Annotated in this window: 18 protein-coding genes and 2 pseudogenes; 8 read left to right on the top strand and 12 right to left on the bottom strand. The window is 72.6% G+C overall.

All coding sequences use genetic code 11. From position 1 onward, the window contains the following. Nucleotides 1–11: 11 nt before the first annotated feature. Together IF47_RS0119530 and IF47_RS0119525 are read right to left on the bottom strand one after the other, a co-directional pair. Nucleotides 12–464 carry a YbhB/YbcL family Raf kinase inhibitor-like protein gene (locus IF47_RS0119530; protein ID WP_031510157.1) on the bottom strand — a complete coding sequence of 151 codons (453 nt, stop codon included), beginning with the start codon at nt 462–464 and terminating at the stop codon, nt 12–14. Between the two features lie 95 nt (nt 465–559). Continuing rightward, on the bottom strand, nt 560–1,444 hold the full coding sequence (locus tag IF47_RS0119525; protein WP_037732977.1) for an NAD(P)-dependent oxidoreductase: 885 nt from the start codon (nt 1,442–1,444) through the stop codon (nt 560–562). Between the two features lie 201 nt (nt 1,445–1,645). On the opposite strand from IF47_RS0119525, the gene IF47_RS0119520 reads away from it, so the two are divergent. Together IF47_RS0119520 and IF47_RS0119515 are read left to right on the top strand one after the other, a co-directional pair. Further along, nucleotides 1,646–2,242 carry a TetR/AcrR family transcriptional regulator gene (locus IF47_RS0119520; RefSeq protein WP_031510155.1) on the top strand — a complete coding sequence of 199 codons (597 nt, stop codon included), beginning with the start codon at nt 1,646–1,648 and terminating at the stop codon, nt 2,240–2,242. A gap of 60 nt (nt 2,243–2,302) precedes the next feature. After that, complete coding sequence (locus IF47_RS0119515; protein ID WP_051717898.1) at nt 2,303–2,848, top strand: TIGR00725 family protein; 546 nt, start codon at nt 2,303–2,305, stop codon at nt 2,846–2,848. A gap of 17 nt (nt 2,849–2,865) precedes the next feature. Here the strand turns inward: IF47_RS0119515 and IF47_RS0119510 are convergent, their stop codons facing one another. The 3 genes from IF47_RS0119510 to IF47_RS0119500 all read right to left on the bottom strand — a co-directional run bounded on the left by IF47_RS0119510 (nt 2,866) and on the right by IF47_RS0119500 (nt 5,663). Beyond that, nucleotides 2,866–3,819, bottom strand: coding sequence for a nitrilase-related carbon-nitrogen hydrolase (locus tag IF47_RS0119510; protein WP_031510153.1), 954 nt, complete (start codon nt 3,817–3,819; stop codon nt 2,866–2,868). A 71-nt stretch (nt 3,820–3,890) separates the two neighbouring features. Then, on the bottom strand, nt 3,891–4,826 hold the full coding sequence (locus IF47_RS0119505) for a zinc-binding dehydrogenase (protein WP_031510152.1): 936 nt from the start codon (nt 4,824–4,826) through the stop codon (nt 3,891–3,893). A 285-nt stretch (nt 4,827–5,111) separates the two neighbouring features. Next, nucleotides 5,112–5,663, bottom strand: coding sequence for a hypothetical protein (locus IF47_RS0119500; RefSeq protein WP_037732976.1), 552 nt, complete (start codon nt 5,661–5,663; stop codon nt 5,112–5,114). A gap of 127 nt (nt 5,664–5,790) precedes the next feature. On the opposite strand from IF47_RS0119500, the gene IF47_RS0119495 reads away from it, so the two are divergent. Beyond that, on the top strand, nt 5,791–6,288 hold the full coding sequence (locus IF47_RS0119495; protein WP_031510150.1) for a MarR family winged helix-turn-helix transcriptional regulator: 498 nt from the start codon (nt 5,791–5,793) through the stop codon (nt 6,286–6,288). A 75-nt stretch (nt 6,289–6,363) separates the two neighbouring features. On the opposite strand, the gene IF47_RS0119490 is transcribed toward IF47_RS0119495, so the two are convergent. The 3 genes and pseudogenes from IF47_RS0119490 to ctaC all read right to left on the bottom strand — a co-directional run bounded on the left by IF47_RS0119490 (nt 6,364) and on the right by ctaC (nt 8,876). Continuing rightward, entirely contained in the window at nt 6,364–6,702 is a 339-nt protein-coding gene (locus tag IF47_RS0119490) for a hypothetical protein (RefSeq protein ID WP_031510149.1), read from the bottom strand. Between the two features lie 29 nt (nt 6,703–6,731). Then, nucleotides 6,732–7,925 (bottom strand): annotated as a pseudogene (locus IF47_RS28010) (cytochrome c oxidase subunit I). 3 nt (nt 7,926–7,928) lie between these two features. Further along, nucleotides 7,929–8,876: an aa3-type cytochrome oxidase subunit II gene (gene ctaC, locus IF47_RS0119480; protein WP_031510148.1), complete on the bottom strand. Its 948-nt coding sequence runs from the start codon at nt 8,874–8,876 to the stop codon at nt 7,929–7,931. Nucleotides 8,877–9,127: 251 nt separating this feature from the next. Here ctaC and IF47_RS0119475 point away from each other — a divergent pair, with 251 nt between their 5' ends. Beyond that, nucleotides 9,128–10,564: a cysteine desulfurase/sulfurtransferase TusA family protein gene (locus IF47_RS0119475; RefSeq protein WP_031510147.1), complete on the top strand. Its 1,437-nt coding sequence runs from the start codon at nt 9,128–9,130 to the stop codon at nt 10,562–10,564. A 63-nt stretch (nt 10,565–10,627) separates the two neighbouring features. Here IF47_RS0119475 and IF47_RS0119470 read toward each other — a convergent pair whose 3' ends face one another. Further along, entirely contained in the window at nt 10,628–11,602 is a 975-nt protein-coding gene (locus IF47_RS0119470) for a carbohydrate kinase family protein (RefSeq protein WP_031510146.1), read from the bottom strand. A gap of 292 nt (nt 11,603–11,894) precedes the next feature. On the opposite strand from IF47_RS0119470, the gene IF47_RS0119465 reads away from it, so the two are divergent. Beyond that, the gene (locus IF47_RS0119465) at nt 11,895–13,382 is read left to right on the top strand and encodes a hypothetical protein (protein WP_031510145.1); all 1,488 of its coding nucleotides are present in this window, start codon (nt 11,895–11,897) and stop codon (nt 13,380–13,382) included. Nucleotides 13,383–13,481: 99 nt separating this feature from the next. Here IF47_RS0119465 and erpA read toward each other — a convergent pair whose 3' ends face one another. Next, nucleotides 13,482–13,838, bottom strand: coding sequence for an iron-sulfur cluster insertion protein ErpA (erpA, locus tag IF47_RS0119460; RefSeq protein ID WP_031510144.1), 357 nt, complete (start codon nt 13,836–13,838; stop codon nt 13,482–13,484). A 244-nt stretch (nt 13,839–14,082) separates the two neighbouring features. Here erpA and nadA point away from each other — a divergent pair, with 244 nt between their 5' ends. Further along, entirely contained in the window at nt 14,083–15,288 is a 1,206-nt protein-coding gene (nadA, locus tag IF47_RS0119455; protein ID WP_031510142.1) for a quinolinate synthase NadA, read from the top strand. A 60-nt stretch (nt 15,289–15,348) separates the two neighbouring features. Then, nucleotides 15,349–16,233, top strand: a complete 885-nt coding sequence (locus IF47_RS0119450) for a GNAT family N-acetyltransferase (RefSeq protein WP_031510141.1) — start codon at nt 15,349–15,351, stop codon at nt 16,231–16,233. Between the two features lie 114 nt (nt 16,234–16,347). Here the strand turns inward: IF47_RS0119450 and pspAA are convergent. Together pspAA and IF47_RS0119440 are read right to left on the bottom strand one after the other, a co-directional pair. Next, nucleotides 16,348–16,620, bottom strand: a pseudogene (pspAA, locus tag IF47_RS0119445) (PspA-associated protein PspAA); the annotation flags it as partial. A gap of 119 nt (nt 16,621–16,739) precedes the next feature. Further along, nucleotides 16,740–17,537: a PspA/IM30 family protein gene (locus tag IF47_RS0119440; RefSeq protein ID WP_281179531.1), complete on the bottom strand. Its 798-nt coding sequence runs from the start codon at nt 17,535–17,537 to the stop codon at nt 16,740–16,742. Between the two features lie 294 nt (nt 17,538–17,831). Here IF47_RS0119440 and IF47_RS0119435 point away from each other — a divergent pair, with 294 nt between their 5' ends. Further along, nucleotides 17,832–18,377 carry a DUF3043 domain-containing protein gene (locus IF47_RS0119435; protein ID WP_245641173.1) on the top strand — a complete coding sequence of 182 codons (546 nt, stop codon included), beginning with the start codon at nt 17,832–17,834 and terminating at the stop codon, nt 18,375–18,377. Nucleotides 18,378–18,391 lie beyond the last annotated feature (14 nt).

Raw genomic sequence — 18,391 nt, 5'->3', positions numbered from 1 at the left:
GGGCACGGACCTCAGCGCTGGTAGAGCCCCTGGAGCGTGCCGCTCGCGAGCCGGCGGTCCGCCACCGCGGCGCGCACCGCGTCGGCGCCCGCGCCGTCCTCGAGGGAGACGGGTTCGGGAAGGGCGTGGAGACGGAAGAAGTAGCGGTGGGCCTTGTCGCCGGGGGGAGGGAGCGGGCCGCCCCAGCCCCGCTCGCCGTAACCGTTCGTCATGGGCGTTCCGCCACGGGGCGTCCGCCCGGCCTCCACACCGTCGCTCGTCGGGTCGATGCCGGTGACCAGCCAGTGGAGGAAGGTGCCCGACGGCGCGTCGGGGTCCTCGCACACCAGCAGGAGTTCCGCCGTTCCGTCGGGAACGCCGGACCAGCTCAACGGTGGGGAGACGTTCTCTCCCTCCTTCGAGTGACGGCGGGGGATGAAGGCACCGTCGTCGAACGCGGTGCTCCGAAGATCGATGCCGGCCATGCGCGAGAGGTACCCGGGAACGGCACGCGCGTGCGGGGAGGAGCCGTGTTTCACCGGTTTGTCGAACGCTTCCCCCGGCTGACGGCCCGGATGGGTCAGTGGCGCCGATCGTGGTCGGTCCGCGCCTCGATCGCGTGGAGGACGGCCACCATGTCGGACCGGCCGTGACCCAGCGCCACGGTCTCGCCGAAGAGGGCGTGGCAGACGTCGAGCAGGGGCGAGGCCAGGCCGGCGGCCCTGGCCGCCTCGGCGATCAGCCGGTTGTTCTTCAGCACGTCCGAGACGGCGGCCTGGACGGTGAAGTCGCGGTCCGCCAGCTTGGGCGCCTTCATACGGGAGACGCCGCTGGACATCGGGCCCGCCGCGAGCACGTCCATGAACAGATCCTTGTCCAGTCCGTGCCGGTCGGCGAAGTGGAACGCCTCGGTGAGACCGGTGACCATGGTGATCAGGAACAGGTTCACCGAGAGCTTCGTCAGCAACGCGCCGGGGACCGGGCCGCAGTCGAAGGTCCGGTGACACAGGGGCGCGAGCAGCGGGCGGACCTCCTCCACCGCCGCGTCCTCCCCGGCCAGCATCGCCACGAGCCGGCCCGCCTCCGCGGGCTCGCGCGAACCCGAGACGGGAGCCTCGACGTAATCGCCGCCGGCCGCGCGGACGTCGGCCTCGAGCCCGCGCGAGTGGTCGGGCGACGTCGTCCCCATATGGACGATCACGCGCCCCGCGACGTTGCGGGCGAGGGCGGGCGTGCCGCGGCCCAGGACGGAGTCGATCGCGGCGTCGTCGGCCAACATGAGGATCACCACGCGGGCCCGCTCGAAGACCTCCGCCGGCTCCGCCGCCACCTTCGCGCCGGCGGCGCGCAACGGCTCGCTCCTGGTCGCGGTGCGGTTCCAGACCACGAGCGGCGTCCCGGCCCTGGTCAGATTGAGCGCCATGGGCAGCCCCATGACGCCGAGGCCGATGAAACCGACATCCATCTCCGCCGCCGTCTCCGGCCGGTGCGCTCGTGGAAGCCACCGGCCTCGTCGATTATGACAGCCGTCATAGTAGAGCCGTCGGGGTCGGCCGGCACGGTGCGCGTGCGTTCCGGCCGCCGTGACCGGCCGGGAGGATGTCAAACTGGCACGGCTGGACGCGGGGCGGTCGGCGTCCGGGCGTCGGTCGGCGGGAGGTCGGTGATGGCGGTTTCCGAACGGGGACCACGCGAGCGGATGGTCTTCAGCGCGGCCCAACTCATCCGACGCGACGGGGTCACCGCGACGGGGCTGCGCGACGTCGCCGCGCACGCGGGCGCGCCGCGCGGATCGCTCGGGCACTACTTCCCGGGCGGCAAGGAACAGCTCGTCAACGAGGCCGTGGCCTGGGCGGGTCGCTACGCGGCCAAGCGCGTCGACCGGTTCCTCGCCGAGATGTCCGAGCCGTCCCCGAGCCGCCTGTTCGCCGCGATGGTGCGCCAGTGGACCGACGAGTTCGAGACGGTCGGCTTCACGTCGGGCTGCCCCGTCGTCGCGGCGACGGTGGACTGGGCGGACTCCACCGAGTCCACCAGGGCCGCCGCCGCGGACGCGTTCGCCGGCTGGAGCCGCCCGGTGGCCCGGGCGCTGACCGGAATGGGCGTACCGGCCGAGCGCGCCGAGCCGCTCGCGACGCTCATGATCAGCGCGCTGGAGGGAGCGATCCTGATCGCCCGGGCCGAGCGGGACGTTCGCGCCCTGACGACGGTGGCGCGGGAACTCGCCCCGCTCCTGGACGGTGCCGTCATCCGACGGACCTGACATCCCCGCGCCGGGCGAGGGCGAACACCGAGGGCGAACACACGGCGAGGAAGGAGCCCCATGCCGTCGACGGACCGTCGAGCCGGGCGGGCCCGCCCGTACGTGGGCGTGGTGGGACCCGGCGACGCCGACGAGGAGGAACGCGCGCACGCCCGGGCGGTCGGCGCCCTGGCGGCCCGACGCGGCGCGATCGTGGTCTGCGGCGGCCTGGGCGGTGTGATGGAGGCGTGCGCCGAGGGCGCGACGAGCGAGGGCGGCACCGTCGTGGGCCTGTTGCCCGGCGACGACCGCGGCGCCGGCAACGAGCACCTCACCGTCGCCCTGGCCACGGGCCTGGGGCAGTTGCGCAACGGGCTGCTGGTCCGGTCGTGCGACGGGCTGGTCGCCGTGGGCGGCGGCTGGGGGACGATGAGCGAGATCGCCCTCGCCCTGCGCACCGGCAGGCCCGTGGCCGTCCTGCGCGGTTGGCGCGTCACGGGCCCGGACGGGACCATCGCGGACACCGGCGGCCTGCTCGCCCACGTGGCCTCCGAGGAGGCGGCGGTCGCCCACGCACTGGGCGACGTCGCGCCTTTCAAGGGCGCCGCGGAAGGCGCGCCCGCCTGAACTCCCCGACGTCTGCGTCAGTCCGCCGCGGGCGCCGACCGTCGGTCGACACTCGCCCGGGGCGTCTCGTCGACGTGGAGGGCGAAGACGTCGGGCCGGGCGTAGTGACCGGTGACGTCGAGGTCGAAACGGCCGCGCGCGATGTCCCCCAGGTCGAGTTCGGCCGTGAGGATGCCCTCGCCGCCGCGCAGCGGACCGGCGAGGACGTCGCCGAGGGGCGAGACGATCGTGCTGCCGCCGCCGATGAGCACCGTGTCCGGAGCGTCGCCCTGGACGGGGTGGACGTCGGCGGGCAGGTCTCCGCGGAGCAGGTACTGGTTGGCGCTCAGCACGAAGCAGCGGCCCTCCACGGCGATGTGCCGCATGGTCGCCTGCCAGTTCTCGCGGTCGTCCACGGTGGGGGCGCACCAGACGTCCACCCCCTTGGCGTACATGGCCGCGCGGAACAGCGGCATGTAGTTCTCCCAGCAGATGGCCGAGCCCAGCCGGGCCGCCCCGGTGTCCACCACGGGCATGGTGGAGCCGTCGCCCCGGCCCCAGAGGAACCGCTCGGCCGCGGTGGGCACGAGCTTGCGGTGCTTGCCCAGGTAGCCGGCAGGACCGAAGAACAGCGCGACGCAGTACAGGGTGGAGCCGGACCGCTCGACCGCCCCGATCACCACATGGCAGCCCAACTCGCGAGTGAGAGAGGCCAGTTCCTCCGTCTCGGGGCCGGGCACCTCGATCGCGGACCGGTGGTGGCGGTGGAAGAGGTCCCGTCCCTCGTCCGTGCGGCTGCCGACGGTCACCCCGAAGTCCAGGCCCTTGGGGTACCCGCCCAGGAACGCCTCCGGGAGCACGATGATCTCCGCGCCCTGCCCGGCGGCCCGGCGGATGAACTCCCGGGCTCGGGAGAGGTTGGCGGGGGTGTCGAAGAGACGGGCTCCCACCTGGACGACGGCCGCGGTCACTCGGTTCGCAAGGCTGCTCATGGAGGAATGCTGGACCGCCCACCGCCGAATGGGAAGCGGTGGGCCGCGGCGGTCGCCGGCAGGGGCGGCCGTCAGTAGAGGGCGACCAGCCGCCCGACGACCTCGCCCCGCTCCAGCCTGCCGATGCCGTCACCGATCTCGTCGAAGTCGATGCGGGTGATCCTCGACGCGACCTTGCCCTCCGCGATGAGCCGCAGGACCTCCGCGCACTCCTCGGGGGTGCCGGCCTGCGATCCGACGAGTTCGATCTCGTTGAGGGTGAGGGCCTGCAGGTTGACGGTTCCCTCGGCGACCCCGAGACCGACCTGCACCACGCGCCCGCCGCGGCGCACGGTCTCCACCGCCTCGGAGGTGGTCACCCCGAAGCCGGCGAAGTCGACGACCACGTCCAAGCCCTTGTCGGCGAAGGCCTTGATGCTCGTGTCGACGCCCGCCGCGCCCAACTCGCGGGCGAAGTCGTGCACCGCCTCGTTCGTCTCCGCCACATAGACCTCGGCACCGAGACCGCGGGCCACCTGGGCGCCGAGAGAGCCGAGGCCGCCGAGTCCGGTGATGCCGACCTTCATCCCCTCACGCACGCGCCCCTGGGTGGTGACCGCGCGGTAGGAGGTCATGCCGGCGTCGGTGGCGGCGGCGGCCTGGTCCCAGGGGATGCCGTCCGGCAGCGGGACGACCAGGGACTCGCGGACCGGCACCCGGTGCTGGAATCCGCCGTTGGAGGACGTCCCCGGCCCCTCGATCGCGGCCGGCACCACGACCTTGTCGCCCACCGAGAACCGGGTCGCGCCGGAACCGGTCGCCGCCACCACGCCCGCGATCTCGTGCCCCAGGGTGATCGGGCTGAACGGGAGGAGAGGGGTCAGGGTGCCGTCGAGGTAACCGATGTCGCTGTGGCACAGCCCCGCCGCCTTCACCTCGACGACGATCTCGTCCTCCTTCGGCTCGGCCTCCGGGATCTCACGGAGGGTGAGAGGCGCTCCGACCTCGGTGAACTGCCACGCCCGCATGGTTGTGCTCCCTCCGATGCCCGGTCGACCCGCGCGCCCGCGCCGCGCTCATGGAAGAAAGCATAATTTGTCAATGAAAATGACGCTTCGGGAGGAATTCGACCAGAGGGAGAGCGGGAACGGAGCCGTTCCGCTTCGGGCGGCGGTCGACGCCTTCCGTCGGCTGCCGCGCGCCCGCGGCGGAAAGTCCCCGTCACCCCCCGAGCGAAGCCCTGCCGGGCCCGCCCCGGACGGCTTCTTCGGCCGTCCGGGGCGGACCCGGCACACGGTCGTCCCCGGGCGCGGCTACCGCGCGTCGTCTCCGGAGGTCGTCTCCTCGGCCTGCTTCGCGTCCGCGTCCGCGTCCTCGAAGTAGGCGTCCAGGACCGCGTCCAACTCGTCCGACCACTGCTTGAGCAGCTTCCTGGACGGCGCCTGGACATCGGCGTCGTACCAGCGGCGGGCGGTGGTGTGGACGGTGACGGAGAATCGGCGTCCGAGGAGGGGGAGGTCGATCTGGACCGCGCCGATCTCCTTCCAGGGGAAGGAGGCCTCCTCTCCGTCCAGCCGGAGCGTGACGCCCGTGCGGTCGGCGGCGATCGAGCCGCGGTGGTCGGAGACCTCGAAGGCGGGCCCGTCGGCACCGTCGTCCTCCGCGCCTTCCTCCGCCGTCTCCTCGGGCTCCCCCTCCGCGTCGTCCGTCCCGTCCAGGACGACCTCCTCGGGAGGCGGCTGCTGCGTCTCCTTCTTCGGGGCCTTCTCCTCCGCTTCGGCCGGGGCCGGGGGAGTGAGGCCGGGGATGTAGGCCGGGTCGGTTCCGGCGGGGGGCGGGGTGATCGAACCTATGCGCTGCTCCACGGCGGGCAGTATGGCCGATGACCCCGCGCCGGTGACAGGCGGTCCGCCCGTCCCGGCCGGCTCGACCGGAACGCGACCGGCTTATCCTGGTGCCGCAGGATTTCGGGTGCGCGAGAAACGAGTTCAGGTGGGCGACGCTGTCGACGCGGCGAACGAGGAGTGGGCCGCCGCCTGGCCGGACCTGGACACCAGCCCGGGGGACGTACTGGCCAGGGCCCTGCGGCTCGGTCAGGTCGTGGAGGAGACGCTGAACCGCCGACTGCGGCGGCGCCCGGGGCGGGAGGTGTCGAACCTGGGCGACTTCGACGTGCTGAGGGCCCTGCGCCGCTCGGGACCACCCTACGCCCTGACGCCCGGTCGGCTCCGGCAGGCGATGCTGGTCTCCTCGGCGGGACTGAGCGGGCGGCTCAAGCGCCTGGAGGCGCAGGGGTGGATCACCCGCAGTTCCTCCGCCGACGACCGGCGCTCCATCGTGGTGCGGCTGACTCCCGAGGGGGTCGAGGACCTCGACCGCGACCTGCCGGAGCACTACGCCTTCGAGGCCGGTCTGCTCAAGGCCCTCGCCCACGAGCAGCGTGACGAGCTGGCCGGCCTGCTGCGCGAACTCCTCCTGGACCTGGAGTGAGTGTGGGGCCCGTGTCCGGAACCGGACACGGGCCCCACACTCACTCACTTCCGTCGGCCGTCGGTCACCGCTCGGTCACCACGGGGCGAGCACCGCCCCCAACGCGCCGATGAAGACCGAGACCAGCGTGGCGATGCACCAGGTGATCAGGAACAGCCGGCGGTAGCGGGAGCCGTACTCGGCGCGCAGCTCGGCCGTCCGGTCGGCGATCCGACGCAGCGACCGTTCGGTGAGGCGGAGCCGGTCCTCGCTGTACAGGCGGACGAACTCGTCGTGTTGGGACGCGGTCAGCCAGGGCATGCGCCGGGCGAGGGCCTCGGCATCCCGGTGGGCGTTGCTCCGCTCGGCCTGTACGAGCAGGTACCCCTCGATGCGGTTGATGCCGTCGTCGATCTCCTGCCAGGTGGGAGGCATGTCGGTCGGTCCTTTCCCGAGGGGTGTGTCTAGCGGGCTCCGGTGCCACCGGCGGGAGTGGCCTTCTTCCGGTCGGAGTCGTTCCGCGCCGTCTCCAGCGCCGCGACCTCGGGGTGGTGGAGGTCGAACGCCGGGGATTCGGAGCGGATCCGCGGCAGGGAGAGGAAGTTGTGCCGGGGCGGCGGGCAGGAGGTGGTCGCCCACTCCAGGGAGCGGCCGTAGCCCCAGGGGTCGTCCACCTCGATCTTCGGCGCGTACCGGGCCGTCTTCCAGACGTTGTAGAAGAACGGCAGGAGCGAGGCTCCGAGCAGGAACCTCGTCGAGCATCTTGCCGGTGAACTTCGGCCACCAGAAGTGGAAGCCGGCGAACATCGCGAACACCACGGTGCCGAAGACCACGTAGTGGAAGTGCGCCACCACGAAGTACGAGTCCGACACGTGGAAGTCCAGCGGCGGGGAGGCCAGGATGACGCCGGTCAGACCGCCGAAGAGGAACGTGACCAGGAACCCGACCGACCAGAGCATCGGCGTCTCGAAGGAGAGCGAGCCCCGCCACATCGTGCCCAGCCAGTTGAAGAACTTCACGCCCGTGGGCACCGCGATCAGGAAGGTCATGAAGGCGAAGAACGGCAGCAGCACACCACCGGTGACGTACATGTGGTGCGCCCAGACCGTGATCGACAGACCGGCGATCGCGATCGTCGCGGCCACCAGACCCACGTAGCCGAAGATCGGCTTGCGGGAGAAGAGAAGATGTGACCGCCGAACTTGCGGTCGTACTCCAGCGCGAAGAGCGCGGCGGCCAGCACCGGGAAGGCCAGCAGGACCAGCAGACCGGTCAGCAGGACGTTCCAGGTGAAGATCGGCATGCGGAACATCGTCATGCCCGGCGCGCGCATGCAGATGATCGTGGTGATGAAGTTGACCGAGCCCAGGATGGTGCCGAAGCCGCTCAGGCCCAGCGCCTGGTTGAACTGCCCGTTCGACATGATCTGCAGTCCCGGACGGGCCAGTTCGGCGCGCATGAAGAGCGCCATGACACCGCCGATGCAGAAGAACAGGAACGATGTGACCAGGTACATCGTGCCGATCGTCTTGTGATCGGTGGTGGTCAGCCACGGGATCACACGATTGCCGCGCTCCTTGGAGCGCAGCGGTGCGGGAGTCGCCGCCGGCCCGTCCGTCGAGGCGACGGCACCCTGGGGTTCATTGAGGATGCTCACGGGTTACTGGCCCTCGCGTTCTGGGCGAGCGTCGCCGCCCGCCGGGATGTAGCCGGTCTGGCCCTTCTCCGCCAGGTCCTCCAGATACTGCTGGTAGCGCTCCGGGGAGACGACCTTCACGTTGAACAGCATCCGGGCGTGGTCCACGCCGCACAGCTCGGCGCACTTGCCGAAGTAGGTGCCCTCCTTGGTGGGGGTCACCTCGAACTGGTTGACGTGGCCCGGGATGACGTCCTGCTTGAACAGGAACGGCACCACCCAGAAGGAGTGGATGACATCCCTGGAGGACAGGATGAAGCGGACCTTCTCGCCCTTCGGCAGCCACAGCGTGGGGCCGGGGTTGCCGTTCTGCGGGTTCTTGTCCGCCGGCGTGCCGACCACGTGGACGCCCTCGGCGCCCGCGGGGGCGGCCTCGAGCATGTTGTCGGGGAGATCGGCCAGTTCCGCGGCATCCAGGTTGGAGGTGGACGCGTCTCCGTCCACGTCCGCGATGTAGTTGAAGCCCCAACTCCATTGGTAGCCCACCACGTTGATCACGTGGTCGGGCTTCTCGGAGAGCTCCAGGATCTTCGTCTCGTCACGAGCCGTGAAGTAGAAGAGCACCGAGATGATGATGAGCGGGACCACTGTGTACAGGGCCTCGATGGGCATGTTGTACCGGGTCTGCGGGGGGACCTCGACCTTGGTTCTGGTGCGTCGGTAGACGATGACGCACCAGATGATCAGCCCCCACACCAGGACACCCACGGCGAGCGCGGCCGCCCACGAGCCCTGCCACAGGGAGAGGATCCGCGGCGCCTCCTCCGTGATCGGGGTGGGCATACCGAGGCGAGGGAAGTCCTCGTATGTGCAACCGGTAGCGGTCGCCAGGACCAGGCCCGCAGCCAGCGCCTGCGGCAGCTTCCGCCGCATCGGGCGCCGCGACGAGCGGTCGGAGCCGTTGGGACTCACGTAGCGCCTTCCCGAGAGTCTCGCCCGCTCGGCCCGGGCTCGGCCGTTGAGGTCGGGCGCCGGCCCTGGCGCGGGCAGGGGTTTGGATGTTTATGCGGACCAAACCCTACTCGACGCCTTCCGGGGCCACACCGGGAGGGTGCCCAACGCGCCGCGCGGCCCTCCGATGGGGTGGCCTGCCCGGCTCCCTGACGCGCCCACGACGACCGCCCCCTCCGGGCGCGTCGGCACGGGCGCGCTAGCGTGCCCGTGTGCCCTACTTCGACGCCGCCTCCTCGCTCCCCCCGCACCCCGTCGCCCGGCAGGCGCTGCTCGCCGCCCTGGACGAGGGGTGGGCCGATCCCGCCCGGCTGCACCGGGAGGGACGGCGGGCCCGGCTCCTGCTGGACGCCGCGCGCGAGGCCGCGGCCGAGGCGGTGGGGTGCCGGCCGGACGAACTCTCCTTCACCTCCTCCGGCACGCGGGCCCTGTACACCGGCATCGCGGGCGCCCTCGCCGGGCGGCGACGGGTCGGCCGGCGTCTGGTGGTCTCCGCGGTGGAGCACTCCGCCGTGCTCCACGCGGCGCGGGCCCACGAGGCGAACGGCGGCGCGGTGGAGGAGGTTCCCGTGGACCGTGCGGGACGGGTGGGCGTGGACGACTTCCGCGCCGCCCTGCGCGAGGACACCGCGCTGGCCTGTCTGCAGTCGGCGAACCACGAGGTGGGCACCGAGCAGCCGGTGGCCGAGGCAGCGGAGGTCTGCGCGGAGGCCGGGGTCCCGTTGTTGGTGGACGCCGCCCAGTCGCTGGGGTGGGAGCGGCCCGCCGACGGATGGTCGCTGCTGGCGGCCAGCGCGCACAAGTGGGGCGGTCCGGGCGGGGTCGGGCTGCTGGCGGTGCGCAAGGGGGTGCGGTTCGCCCCGCCGCCCCCGGTGGACGAGCGGGAGTCGGGACGCTCCCCCGGCTTCGCCGACCTCCCCGCGATCGTGGCGGCGGCGGCCTCGCTGCGGGCGGTGCGCGAGGAGGCGGACGCCGAGGCCGCCCGGTTGCGCGCCCTGGTGGACCGGGTCCGCGCGCGGGTGCCCGAACTCGTCCCGGACGTGGAGGTGGTGGGCGATCCGGTGCGGCGGCTGCCGCACCTGGTGACCTTCTCCTGCCTGTACGTGGACGGCGAGGCCCTGCTCCACGCCCTGGACCGGGCGGGCTTCTCCGTCTCGTCCGGCTCCTCCTGCACCTCCGACACGCTGGCCCCCAGCCATGTGCTGCGCGCGATGGGGGTGCTCTCGGAGGGCAACATCCGCGTCTCGCTGCCGCCGGGCACGGCGGAGGAGGACGTCGACGCCTTCCTGTCGGTGCTCCCGGACGCGGTGCGGCGGGTGCGCGCCCACCTCGACGCGCCCGACGCGCCCGAGGTGCCGCGGGAGTCCGGAGCGGAGCCCGGGGCGGCGGATCTCGGGCCGGAGCCGGAGCGGGGACGGGCGGAGGACGCCGGGGCGCCCTCGCTCACCGTCGACTCCCGCGGCAAGCTGTGTCCGATCCCGGTCATCGAACTGGCGAAGGTGATCGACCGGGTGCCGGTGGGCGGCACGGTCGTGCTGCTCGCCGACGACGAGGCCGCCCGCCTGGACGTCCCGGCCTGGTGCGAGATGCGCGGTCACGAGTACCTGGGTTCGGAGGGCCACACGTACCGCGTGCGCCGCCGCGCCTGACCCTCCCCCGGCCGTCCCCCGCAGTCCCCCCCGTCCGCCCCGTCCGTCCGCACGGGGCGGGGTTCAGGCCAGGCAGGCCCGGACCTCGGCCGCCGCGTCGTGGCCGTACGCCTTGGTGAAGCGCTCCAGGAAGTGGCTGCGCCGCAGCTCGTACTCCTGGGTGCCCAGCGTCTCGATCACCAGCGTGGCGAGCATGCAGCCGAGCTGGGCCGACCGCTCCAGGCCCAACTTCCAGGCCAGGCCCGACAGGAAGCCGGCGCGGAAGGCGTCGCCGACACCCGTCGGGTCGACCTTGGCCTCCTCCTGGGGGCAGGGGACGGTGATCGTCTCCTCGCCCGCCCGCTCGATGCGCACGCCCTTGGAGCCCAGCGTGGTGACACGGACGCCGACGCGCCCGAGGATCTCCTCCGCGCTCCAGCCGGTCTTGCTCTCGACCAGGCCCGCCTCGTACTCGTTGGTGAACAGGTAGGCCGCGCCCTCGGTCAGGCCGCGGATCTCCTCCCCCTCCATCCGGGCGAGCTGCTGGGAGTAGTCGGCGGCGAAGGGGATGCCGCGGGCGCGGCACTCCTCGGTGTGACGCATCATCGCCTCGGGGTCGTCCGCGCCGATGTGCACCAGGTCCAGTCCGCCCACCCGGTCGGCGACGGCCTTCAGTTCGATCAGCCGGGCCTCGCTCATCGCGCCGGTGTAGAAGGAGCCGATCTGGTTGTGGTCGGCGTCGGTGGTGCACACGAAACGCGCGGTGTGGAGGACCTCGGAGATGCGCACCGAGTCGGTGTCCACACCGTGCCGCTCCAGCCAGGCGCGGTACTCCTCGAAGTCGGCGCCCGCCGCGCCGACGAGGATCGGGCGCACCCCGAGCTGGCCCATGCCGAAGCAGATGTTCGCGCCGACCCCGCCGCGCCGGACGTTGAGGGTGTCCACCAGGAAGGACAGCGAGACCGTGTGGAGCCGGTCGCCGACGAGCTGGTCGGAGAACCGGCCGGGGAAGGTCATCAGGTGGTCGGTGGCGATGGAGCCGCTGACAGCGATACGCACGGGTGACTGCTCCTGGGAGAGGTGAGGCGGGCAAACAGCACCACGCTACTCCCTCGGCGCGTCCGGCCGGTGCGCGGCGTCCGCGTACGGCCGTTCCCCACGGGCCCGCGCGAGTCGCGCCGCACGGGCGGGAACCGTCCGCGCCCCGGCCCCGTCCCATCGGCGTCGTCTCCTCGCCCGTCCGCCTCCCGTGCGGGGCAAAGGACGGGCGTGAGGGACGCGCCACGACGCAGGACAGGGAACAGCGAGTACCCGGACAGCACCAGGTACACGGAACCGAAGGAGCGATGCGGTGAGCGCCGATCACACCCCGGAGCCCGCCCGACCGCGACGGCGCGGGCTGACGACCGTCTCGGTGGCCCTCGCCGTCCTGTTGGCCGGGGGCGGTGGTGCGTACTGGGCCGGGTCCGCCTCCGACGACGGGGCGGCGGACGCGGCCCAGAGCGGCCCGGACGGAAGGCCGTCCCCACTGGTCCTGGACGGTTACGGCCAGGGGACCGAGGCGGCGGACCGCGGGATCGCGCCCGGCGAGCCCGCTCCCGGCGGGGGTCCTGTGTACAAGGCGGCGGAGCCGCTGCCGAAGGGGCCCGCGTCGGCCCCGGCCTACCGGCCCGCCGTCGACGTCGACCGGGAGGAGGTGGCCGGTCTGGCGGAGGCGCTGGAGGTCCCCGGCGAGGTCCGCGAGGAGAACGGCACCTGGACGGTCGGCGGCGGCGACGAGGGGAAGGGCAGGTCGCTCACGGTGGACGGCGCCACGGGCGTGTGGTCGTTCACCGGGGCGATCCCGCTGAAGGCCGGCGGCGTCTCCGAGAAGGAGGCGAAGGAGGCGGTCGCGCCCGTCGTCGAGGCCCTCGGCCTGGAGGACGCCGAGGTGGACGCCGGACGGACGCGGGACGGGCTGCGGATCGTCCGCGTCGAACCGCGGCAGGACGGGCTGCCCGTGAACGGGTGGACGACCGAGGTCGGGGTCGGCCACCGGGGAGCGCTCGCGAACGGGAACGGGAAGCTGGGCGGGCTCGAGAAGGTCGACGGCCCGAAGTACCCGGTGCTGAGCGCCGAGGACACCCTCGCGGCGCTCAACGAGCGCAGCGGCCGGATGGAGCCGGGCGTCCTGTGCTCGAAGCCCTCGGACGGGGGTGCCGCGGAGCCGGGGGACGCCGGCCCGGGGGTCGGCAAGCCCGGCGCCGGGAAGCCGGACCTCGTTCCGCCCGCGGACGGCGACCCGGGGGACGCCGTGCCCTGCGGCCCCGCGGGGAAGCGGGAGGTCCTGGAGGTGACGGGCGCGTCGTTCGGGCTCTCGACGTACCTGTCCGAGGGACGTGAACTGCTGGTGCCGTCCTGGCTGTTCGAGGTGGCGGCCGGCGGCGGGGAGGGGTACGCCGTGGCCCACCCGGCGGTGGAACCGCGGTACCTGGCGCCGCCCGCCGGCGGCGGCGACGACCCCACGTCCGCGCCGGCCGATCCGGGCCGGTCCGCCGAGGAGCGGGTGCGGACGGTGACCCACGTCGACGAGTACGGGCCCGAGGACCGCATGCTCACCGTCCACTTCTGGGGCGGTGTGTGCGACGACCACGCCGCCGAGGCGGAGGAGAGCGCGAAAGCCGTGACGATCCGGATCTCCGGGAAGGCGAAGGACCCGGGCAGGGCGTGCATCCTCGTCGCCAAGGAGATGACGGCGAAGGTGACGCTGGGGAAGCCGGTCGGCGACCGGAAGATTCTGAACGAGGACGGCGAGCGGCTGCCCGAGGGCCCGCACGAGGACGGGAGGCCGCGCGAATAGCGCGACGGAACACGACGGAAGGGCGGCTCCCGAACACCGGGAGCCGCCCTTCCGTCGTGTCACCGCCGTCGCCGCGCCGGGGCGGCGGGGCGGGGCGGATCAGCTGAAGGAGTCGCCGCAGGCGCAGGAGCCCGTGGCGTTCGGGTTGTCGATGGTGAAGCCCTGCTTCTCGATGGTGTCGACGAAGTCGATGGAGGCGCCGTTGAGGTACGGGGCGCTCATCCGGTCGGTGACGACGCGGACACCGTCGAACTCCTTGACGACGTCGCCGTCGAGCGACCGCTCGTCGAAGAAGAGCTGGTACCGCAGGCCGGAGCAGCCGCCGGGCTGGACGGCGACGCGCAGGGCCAGGTCGTCGCGGCCCTCCTGTTCGAGCAGGCTCTTGACCTTCGCCGCGGCGGCATCGGACAGGATGATTCCATCGGTCGTCACGGCGGTCTGGTCCGATACGGACATCTGCTTCTCTCCCGGGTTGTACGGACTGCTCTGCCGCCTGGCAAACAAGCGGCCTCCCGGTTTCATTCCAGGCCGGGCACGTTCTTGCGGTTTTCATGCTCGCACACCCGCGCCCCGAGGTCACTCCGCGGCGTGCGGACGGTGATGCGTCACACTGACGCGATGGGCATCGTCAAGGTGACGTGAAGCAGCTATGATGAATAGCGTCAATCCGACGAAAAGGCCCGCTGAATCCGACGAAAGGGTGCGTGCCGTGAACACCGCCCAGCCCTCTGCCGCCCTCCACCCGGACGACGTCCAGCCGACGCCGCTCGCCCTGCTCCTCCTCGGTCGCGAGGCCGACCCCAGGAGCGAGCGCGGTGTGGAGTGTCCCGGCGACCTGCCCGCCCCGTCGGACCCGGACCTGGTCGAGCGCGCCCGCGCGGCCAAGGAGAAGCTCGGGGAGCGGGTCTTCGTCCTCGGCCACCACTACCAGCGCGACGAGGTCATCCAGTTCGCCGACGTCACCGGCGACTCCTTCAAGCTGGCGCGGGACGCCGCGGCCCGCCCGGAGGCGGAGTACATCGTCTTCTGCGGCGTGCACTTCATGGCCGAGTCCGCCGACATCCTCACCTCCGACCGGCAGCAGGTCGTCCTGCCCGACCTGGCCGCCGGGTGCTCGATGGCCGACATGGCCACCGCCGAGCAGGTCGCCGAGTGCTGGGACGTGCTCACCGAGGCGGGCGTCGCCGACGTCACCGTCCCGGTCTCGTACATGAACTCCTCGGCCGACATCAAGGCCTTCACCGGCCGGCACGGCGGCACCATCTGCACGTCCTCCAACGCCAAGCGGGCGCTGGACTGGGCGTTCTCCCAGGGGGAGAAGGTGCTGTTCCTGCCCGACCAGCACCTGGGGCGGAACACCGCCGTGCGGGACATGGGGATGTCCCTGGAGGACTGCGTCGTCTACAACCCGCACAAGCCGAACGGCGGGCTGACCGCCGAGGAGCTGCGGGCCGCGAAGATGATCCTGTGGCGCGGCCACTGCTCGGTGCACGGCCGCTTCACGCTGGACTCGGTGAACGACGTGCGCGAGCGCGTCCCCGGCATCAACGTGCTGGTGCACCCCGAGTGCCGCCACGAGGTCGTCGCCGCCGCCGACCACGTGGGCTCCACCGAGTACATCATCAAGACCCTGGAGGCCGCCCCGGCCGGCTCGAAGTGGGCGATCGGCACCGAGCTGAACCTGGTGCGCCGCCTGGCGAACCGTTTCGCCCCCGAGGGCAAGGAGGTCGTCTTCCTCGACCGGACGGTCTGCTTCTGCTCGACCATGAACCGGATCGACCTGCCCCATCTGGTCTGGGCCCTGGAGTCCCTGGTGGACGGCAAGGTCGTCAACCGCATCCAGGTCGACCCGGAGACCGAGAAGTTCGCCAAGCTGGCCCTGGAGCGGATGCTCGCCCTGCCGTGATCCGGGCGCACGCCCGAGGGAGGGTGACCGGGCGCGGCCCGTTCGGCCAGGATGGTCGGCATGCTGCTGCGCCCGGTACGCGACGGTGACGAGGACGCCGAGGCGGTGCGGTCCGTCGCCGACGCCGCCTTCGCCGGATTCCCGCCCGGACCTCCCGGCTCCCCGCCGGGGCCGGACATTCCGCTGCCGGCCCCGGCGGAACGGCGTCTCCACCCCGCCCGCCATCTGGCCCGCACCGACCCGGAGGGCTGCCGGCTGGCCGAGGACGCCACCGGCCGCCCGATCGGGGTCGTGCTGTCCTCCCGGCGGGAGGGCACCTGGAGTCTGTCCCTGCTGGCCGTCCTCCCCGAGGCGCAGGGCCGCGGGGTGGGCACGGAGCTGCTGCGGCACGCCGCGGCGTACGGCCGGGGCTGTCTGCGCGGGATCGCCCGCGGCTCGCGGCACCCGGCCGCCGCCCGCGTCCACCGGCGGGCGAGGCTCGACCTGCACCCGACGATGCGGCTGTCCGGGACGGTCTCCCTGGCGCGTCTCGCCGCCCCGGACGGTGTGGTGGCCGAGGGCGGGCCGGGGGACCGGGACCTGATGGACTCGGTGGACCGGCGGCTGCGCGGCGGCGCCCACGGGCCGGACCACGAGGAGTTGCTGCGCCACTGCCGGCTGCTGGTGACCGACGACTTCACCGGCAGCGGCTACTGCTACGTGCGCGAGGACCGGGTGGAGACGCTGGCCGCCACCACCCGGCGGCTGGCCCGCCGGCTGCTGACCGCCGCCCTGGGCGCCGTCGGCGAGGGACGTCCCGTGCGGATCGACAACCTGACCGCCGAGCAGCAGTGGGCCGTGGACGTCGGGTTGGCCGCCGGGTTGGAGCTCGCCCCCGGGGACTGGCTCGGTCTGCGCGGCATGCGCCCGCCGTCGCCGTACGTGCCCTCCGACGCCCTCCCCTGAGGGCGTCCCCGGCCGTGCCCGTCCCCGCGGGACGCGAGGTCAGCGAGGACCGGCGGGGGTGTCGGTGGGAGTGTCGGCGTCGCTGGAAGCGTCGGCGTCGGTGGGGATGTCGGTGGGGAACAGCCCGTCCTCGCCGAGCATGGAGCGCACCTCGTCGAGGGTGGCCTCGGGCGCGGGCAGGATGAGGTCCGAGGGCTCCAGGGAGTCGTCCGGCAGGGGTGTGCCCAGCGTCCGCACGGCGTCCAGGAGGGCGGCCAGGGTGCGGCGGAAGCCCGTCCCGTCGCCGTTCTCCATCTCGGCGAGCAGTTCGTCGTCCAGCCTGTTCAGGCCGGGCAGGTGGCTGTCGTCCAGCCTGACCTGCCCCTCCCCCATGATCCGTACGATCACGGCGCTCTCCTTCCGAAGGGCCCGGTGGGCGGCGTGCCGGGGTCCGTGTCCCAGCTTCCCGCGGCCGGTGCGCCGGCGCACGCCCGGCGCACCCGTCGTCGGCCGCCCGTCGGTCGGGCCTACTGCTTGTCGAACCGGGGGGTGTCCCGCTGGGGCTGCTCCTGGGCCTGCGGCTGCTGCGCCTGCCCCTGGCCGCCCTCGATGGCCTGGCGGTCGCCGCCGGTGCCGCCCGCCAGTTCGGCCTTCATCCGCTGGAGCTCCAACTCGACGTCCGAACCGCCGGAGATCCGGTCCAGCTCGGCCGCGATGTCGTCCTTGGCCAGACCGCTGGGGTCGTCGAGCGCGCCGGAGGCCAGCAGTTCGTCGATCGCCCCGGCACGGGCCTGCATCTGGGCGGTCTTGTCCTCGGCCCGCTGGATGGCCAGGCCCACGTCGCCCATCTCCTCGGAGATGCCGGAGAAGGCCTCGCCGATGCGGGTCTGGGCCTGGGCGGCGGTGTAGGTGGCCTTGATGGTCTCCTTCTTGGTGCGGAAGGCGTCCACCTTCGCCTGGAGGCGCTGGGCCGCCAGGGTGAGCTTCTCCTCCTCGCCCTGGAGGGTCTGGTGCTGCTGCTCCAGGTCCGTCACCTGCTGCTGGAGCGCGGCGCGGCGGGTCAGCGCCTCGCGCGCCAGGTCCTCGCGGCCGAGCGCCAGCGCCTTGCGCCCCTGGTCCTCCAGCTTGGCGGACTGCGACTGGAGCTGGTTGAGCTGGAGTTCCAGACGCTTGCGGGAGGTCGCCACGTCGGCGACCCCACGGCGCACCTTCTGCAGCAGTTCGAGCTGCTTCTGGTAGGAGTAGTCCAGCGTCTCGCGCGGGTCCTCGGCCCGGTCCAGGGCCTTGTTGGCCTTCGCGCGGAAGATCATCCCCATACGCTTCATGACACCGCTCATGGGCCTCGCGCGCCCCCTTCTCAACGGACTGGCCTCGCACATCGACAGGTCCCACCCTACGGGCCCCGTCTCCATTACCGCACTGTCAGGACCCCGATGTGCTCCTCCTCCAGGACGATCGGCGCTCGGCCTTCTCCCGCCCAGGAAGTAGGGAGCCCGGCAACCCGCCGTTGCCGGATCGTTCCCCGTGGGGGTTCGGTCCACACCTGGCGGCCCCGTACTCTTGGCGGTGTGTTCCGAAGCCGTTCTCGTGATGAGCAGACCGCGGCTCCCCAGGAGACCGTGAACCTGACCAAGCAGCGCCGCGACCCCCAGGCGCCCAAGGGCCGCCCCACGCCCAAGCGCAGCGAGGCCGAGGCGCTTCGCCGCGCCGCGGTCAAGCCGCCGGCGAACCGCAAGGAGGCGGCCAAGCGCGCCCGTGAGGCCCGCCGCGCCGAGCTGGCCCGGCAGCGTGAGGCCCTGGCCGGCGGGGACGAGCGCTACCTCCCGCTGCGCGACCGGGGTCCCGTGCGGCGCTACGCGCGCGACTTCGTGGACGCCAAGTGGCACGTGGCGGAGTTCTTCCTGCCGCTGGCCGTGGCCATCCTGGTCATGAGCATGGTGCCCTCGCTCCAGAACGTCTCCCTGCTGGTGTGGCTGGGCGTCATCGTGATGATCGTCGTCGACTCGTTCGTCACCGGCTTCAGGCTGAGGCGTGCCCTGCGCGAGCGCTTCCCCGACGAGAACCGGCGCGGCGCCGTGGCGTACGCGCTGATGCGCACCCTCCAGATGCGCCGCATGCGGCTGCCCAAGCCGCAGGTCGCCCGGGGCGAGGCGCCGCGCCGCTGAGGGAACGCGAGAGA

The organism is Streptomyces megasporus (genome assembly GCF_000718985.1).
Taxonomy (GTDB): domain Bacteria; phylum Actinomycetota; class Actinomycetes; order Streptomycetales; family Streptomycetaceae; genus Streptomyces; species Streptomyces megasporus.
Note: the sequence above shows the minus strand (reverse complement) of the source record. Positions and strands in the feature narration are given on the sequence as shown.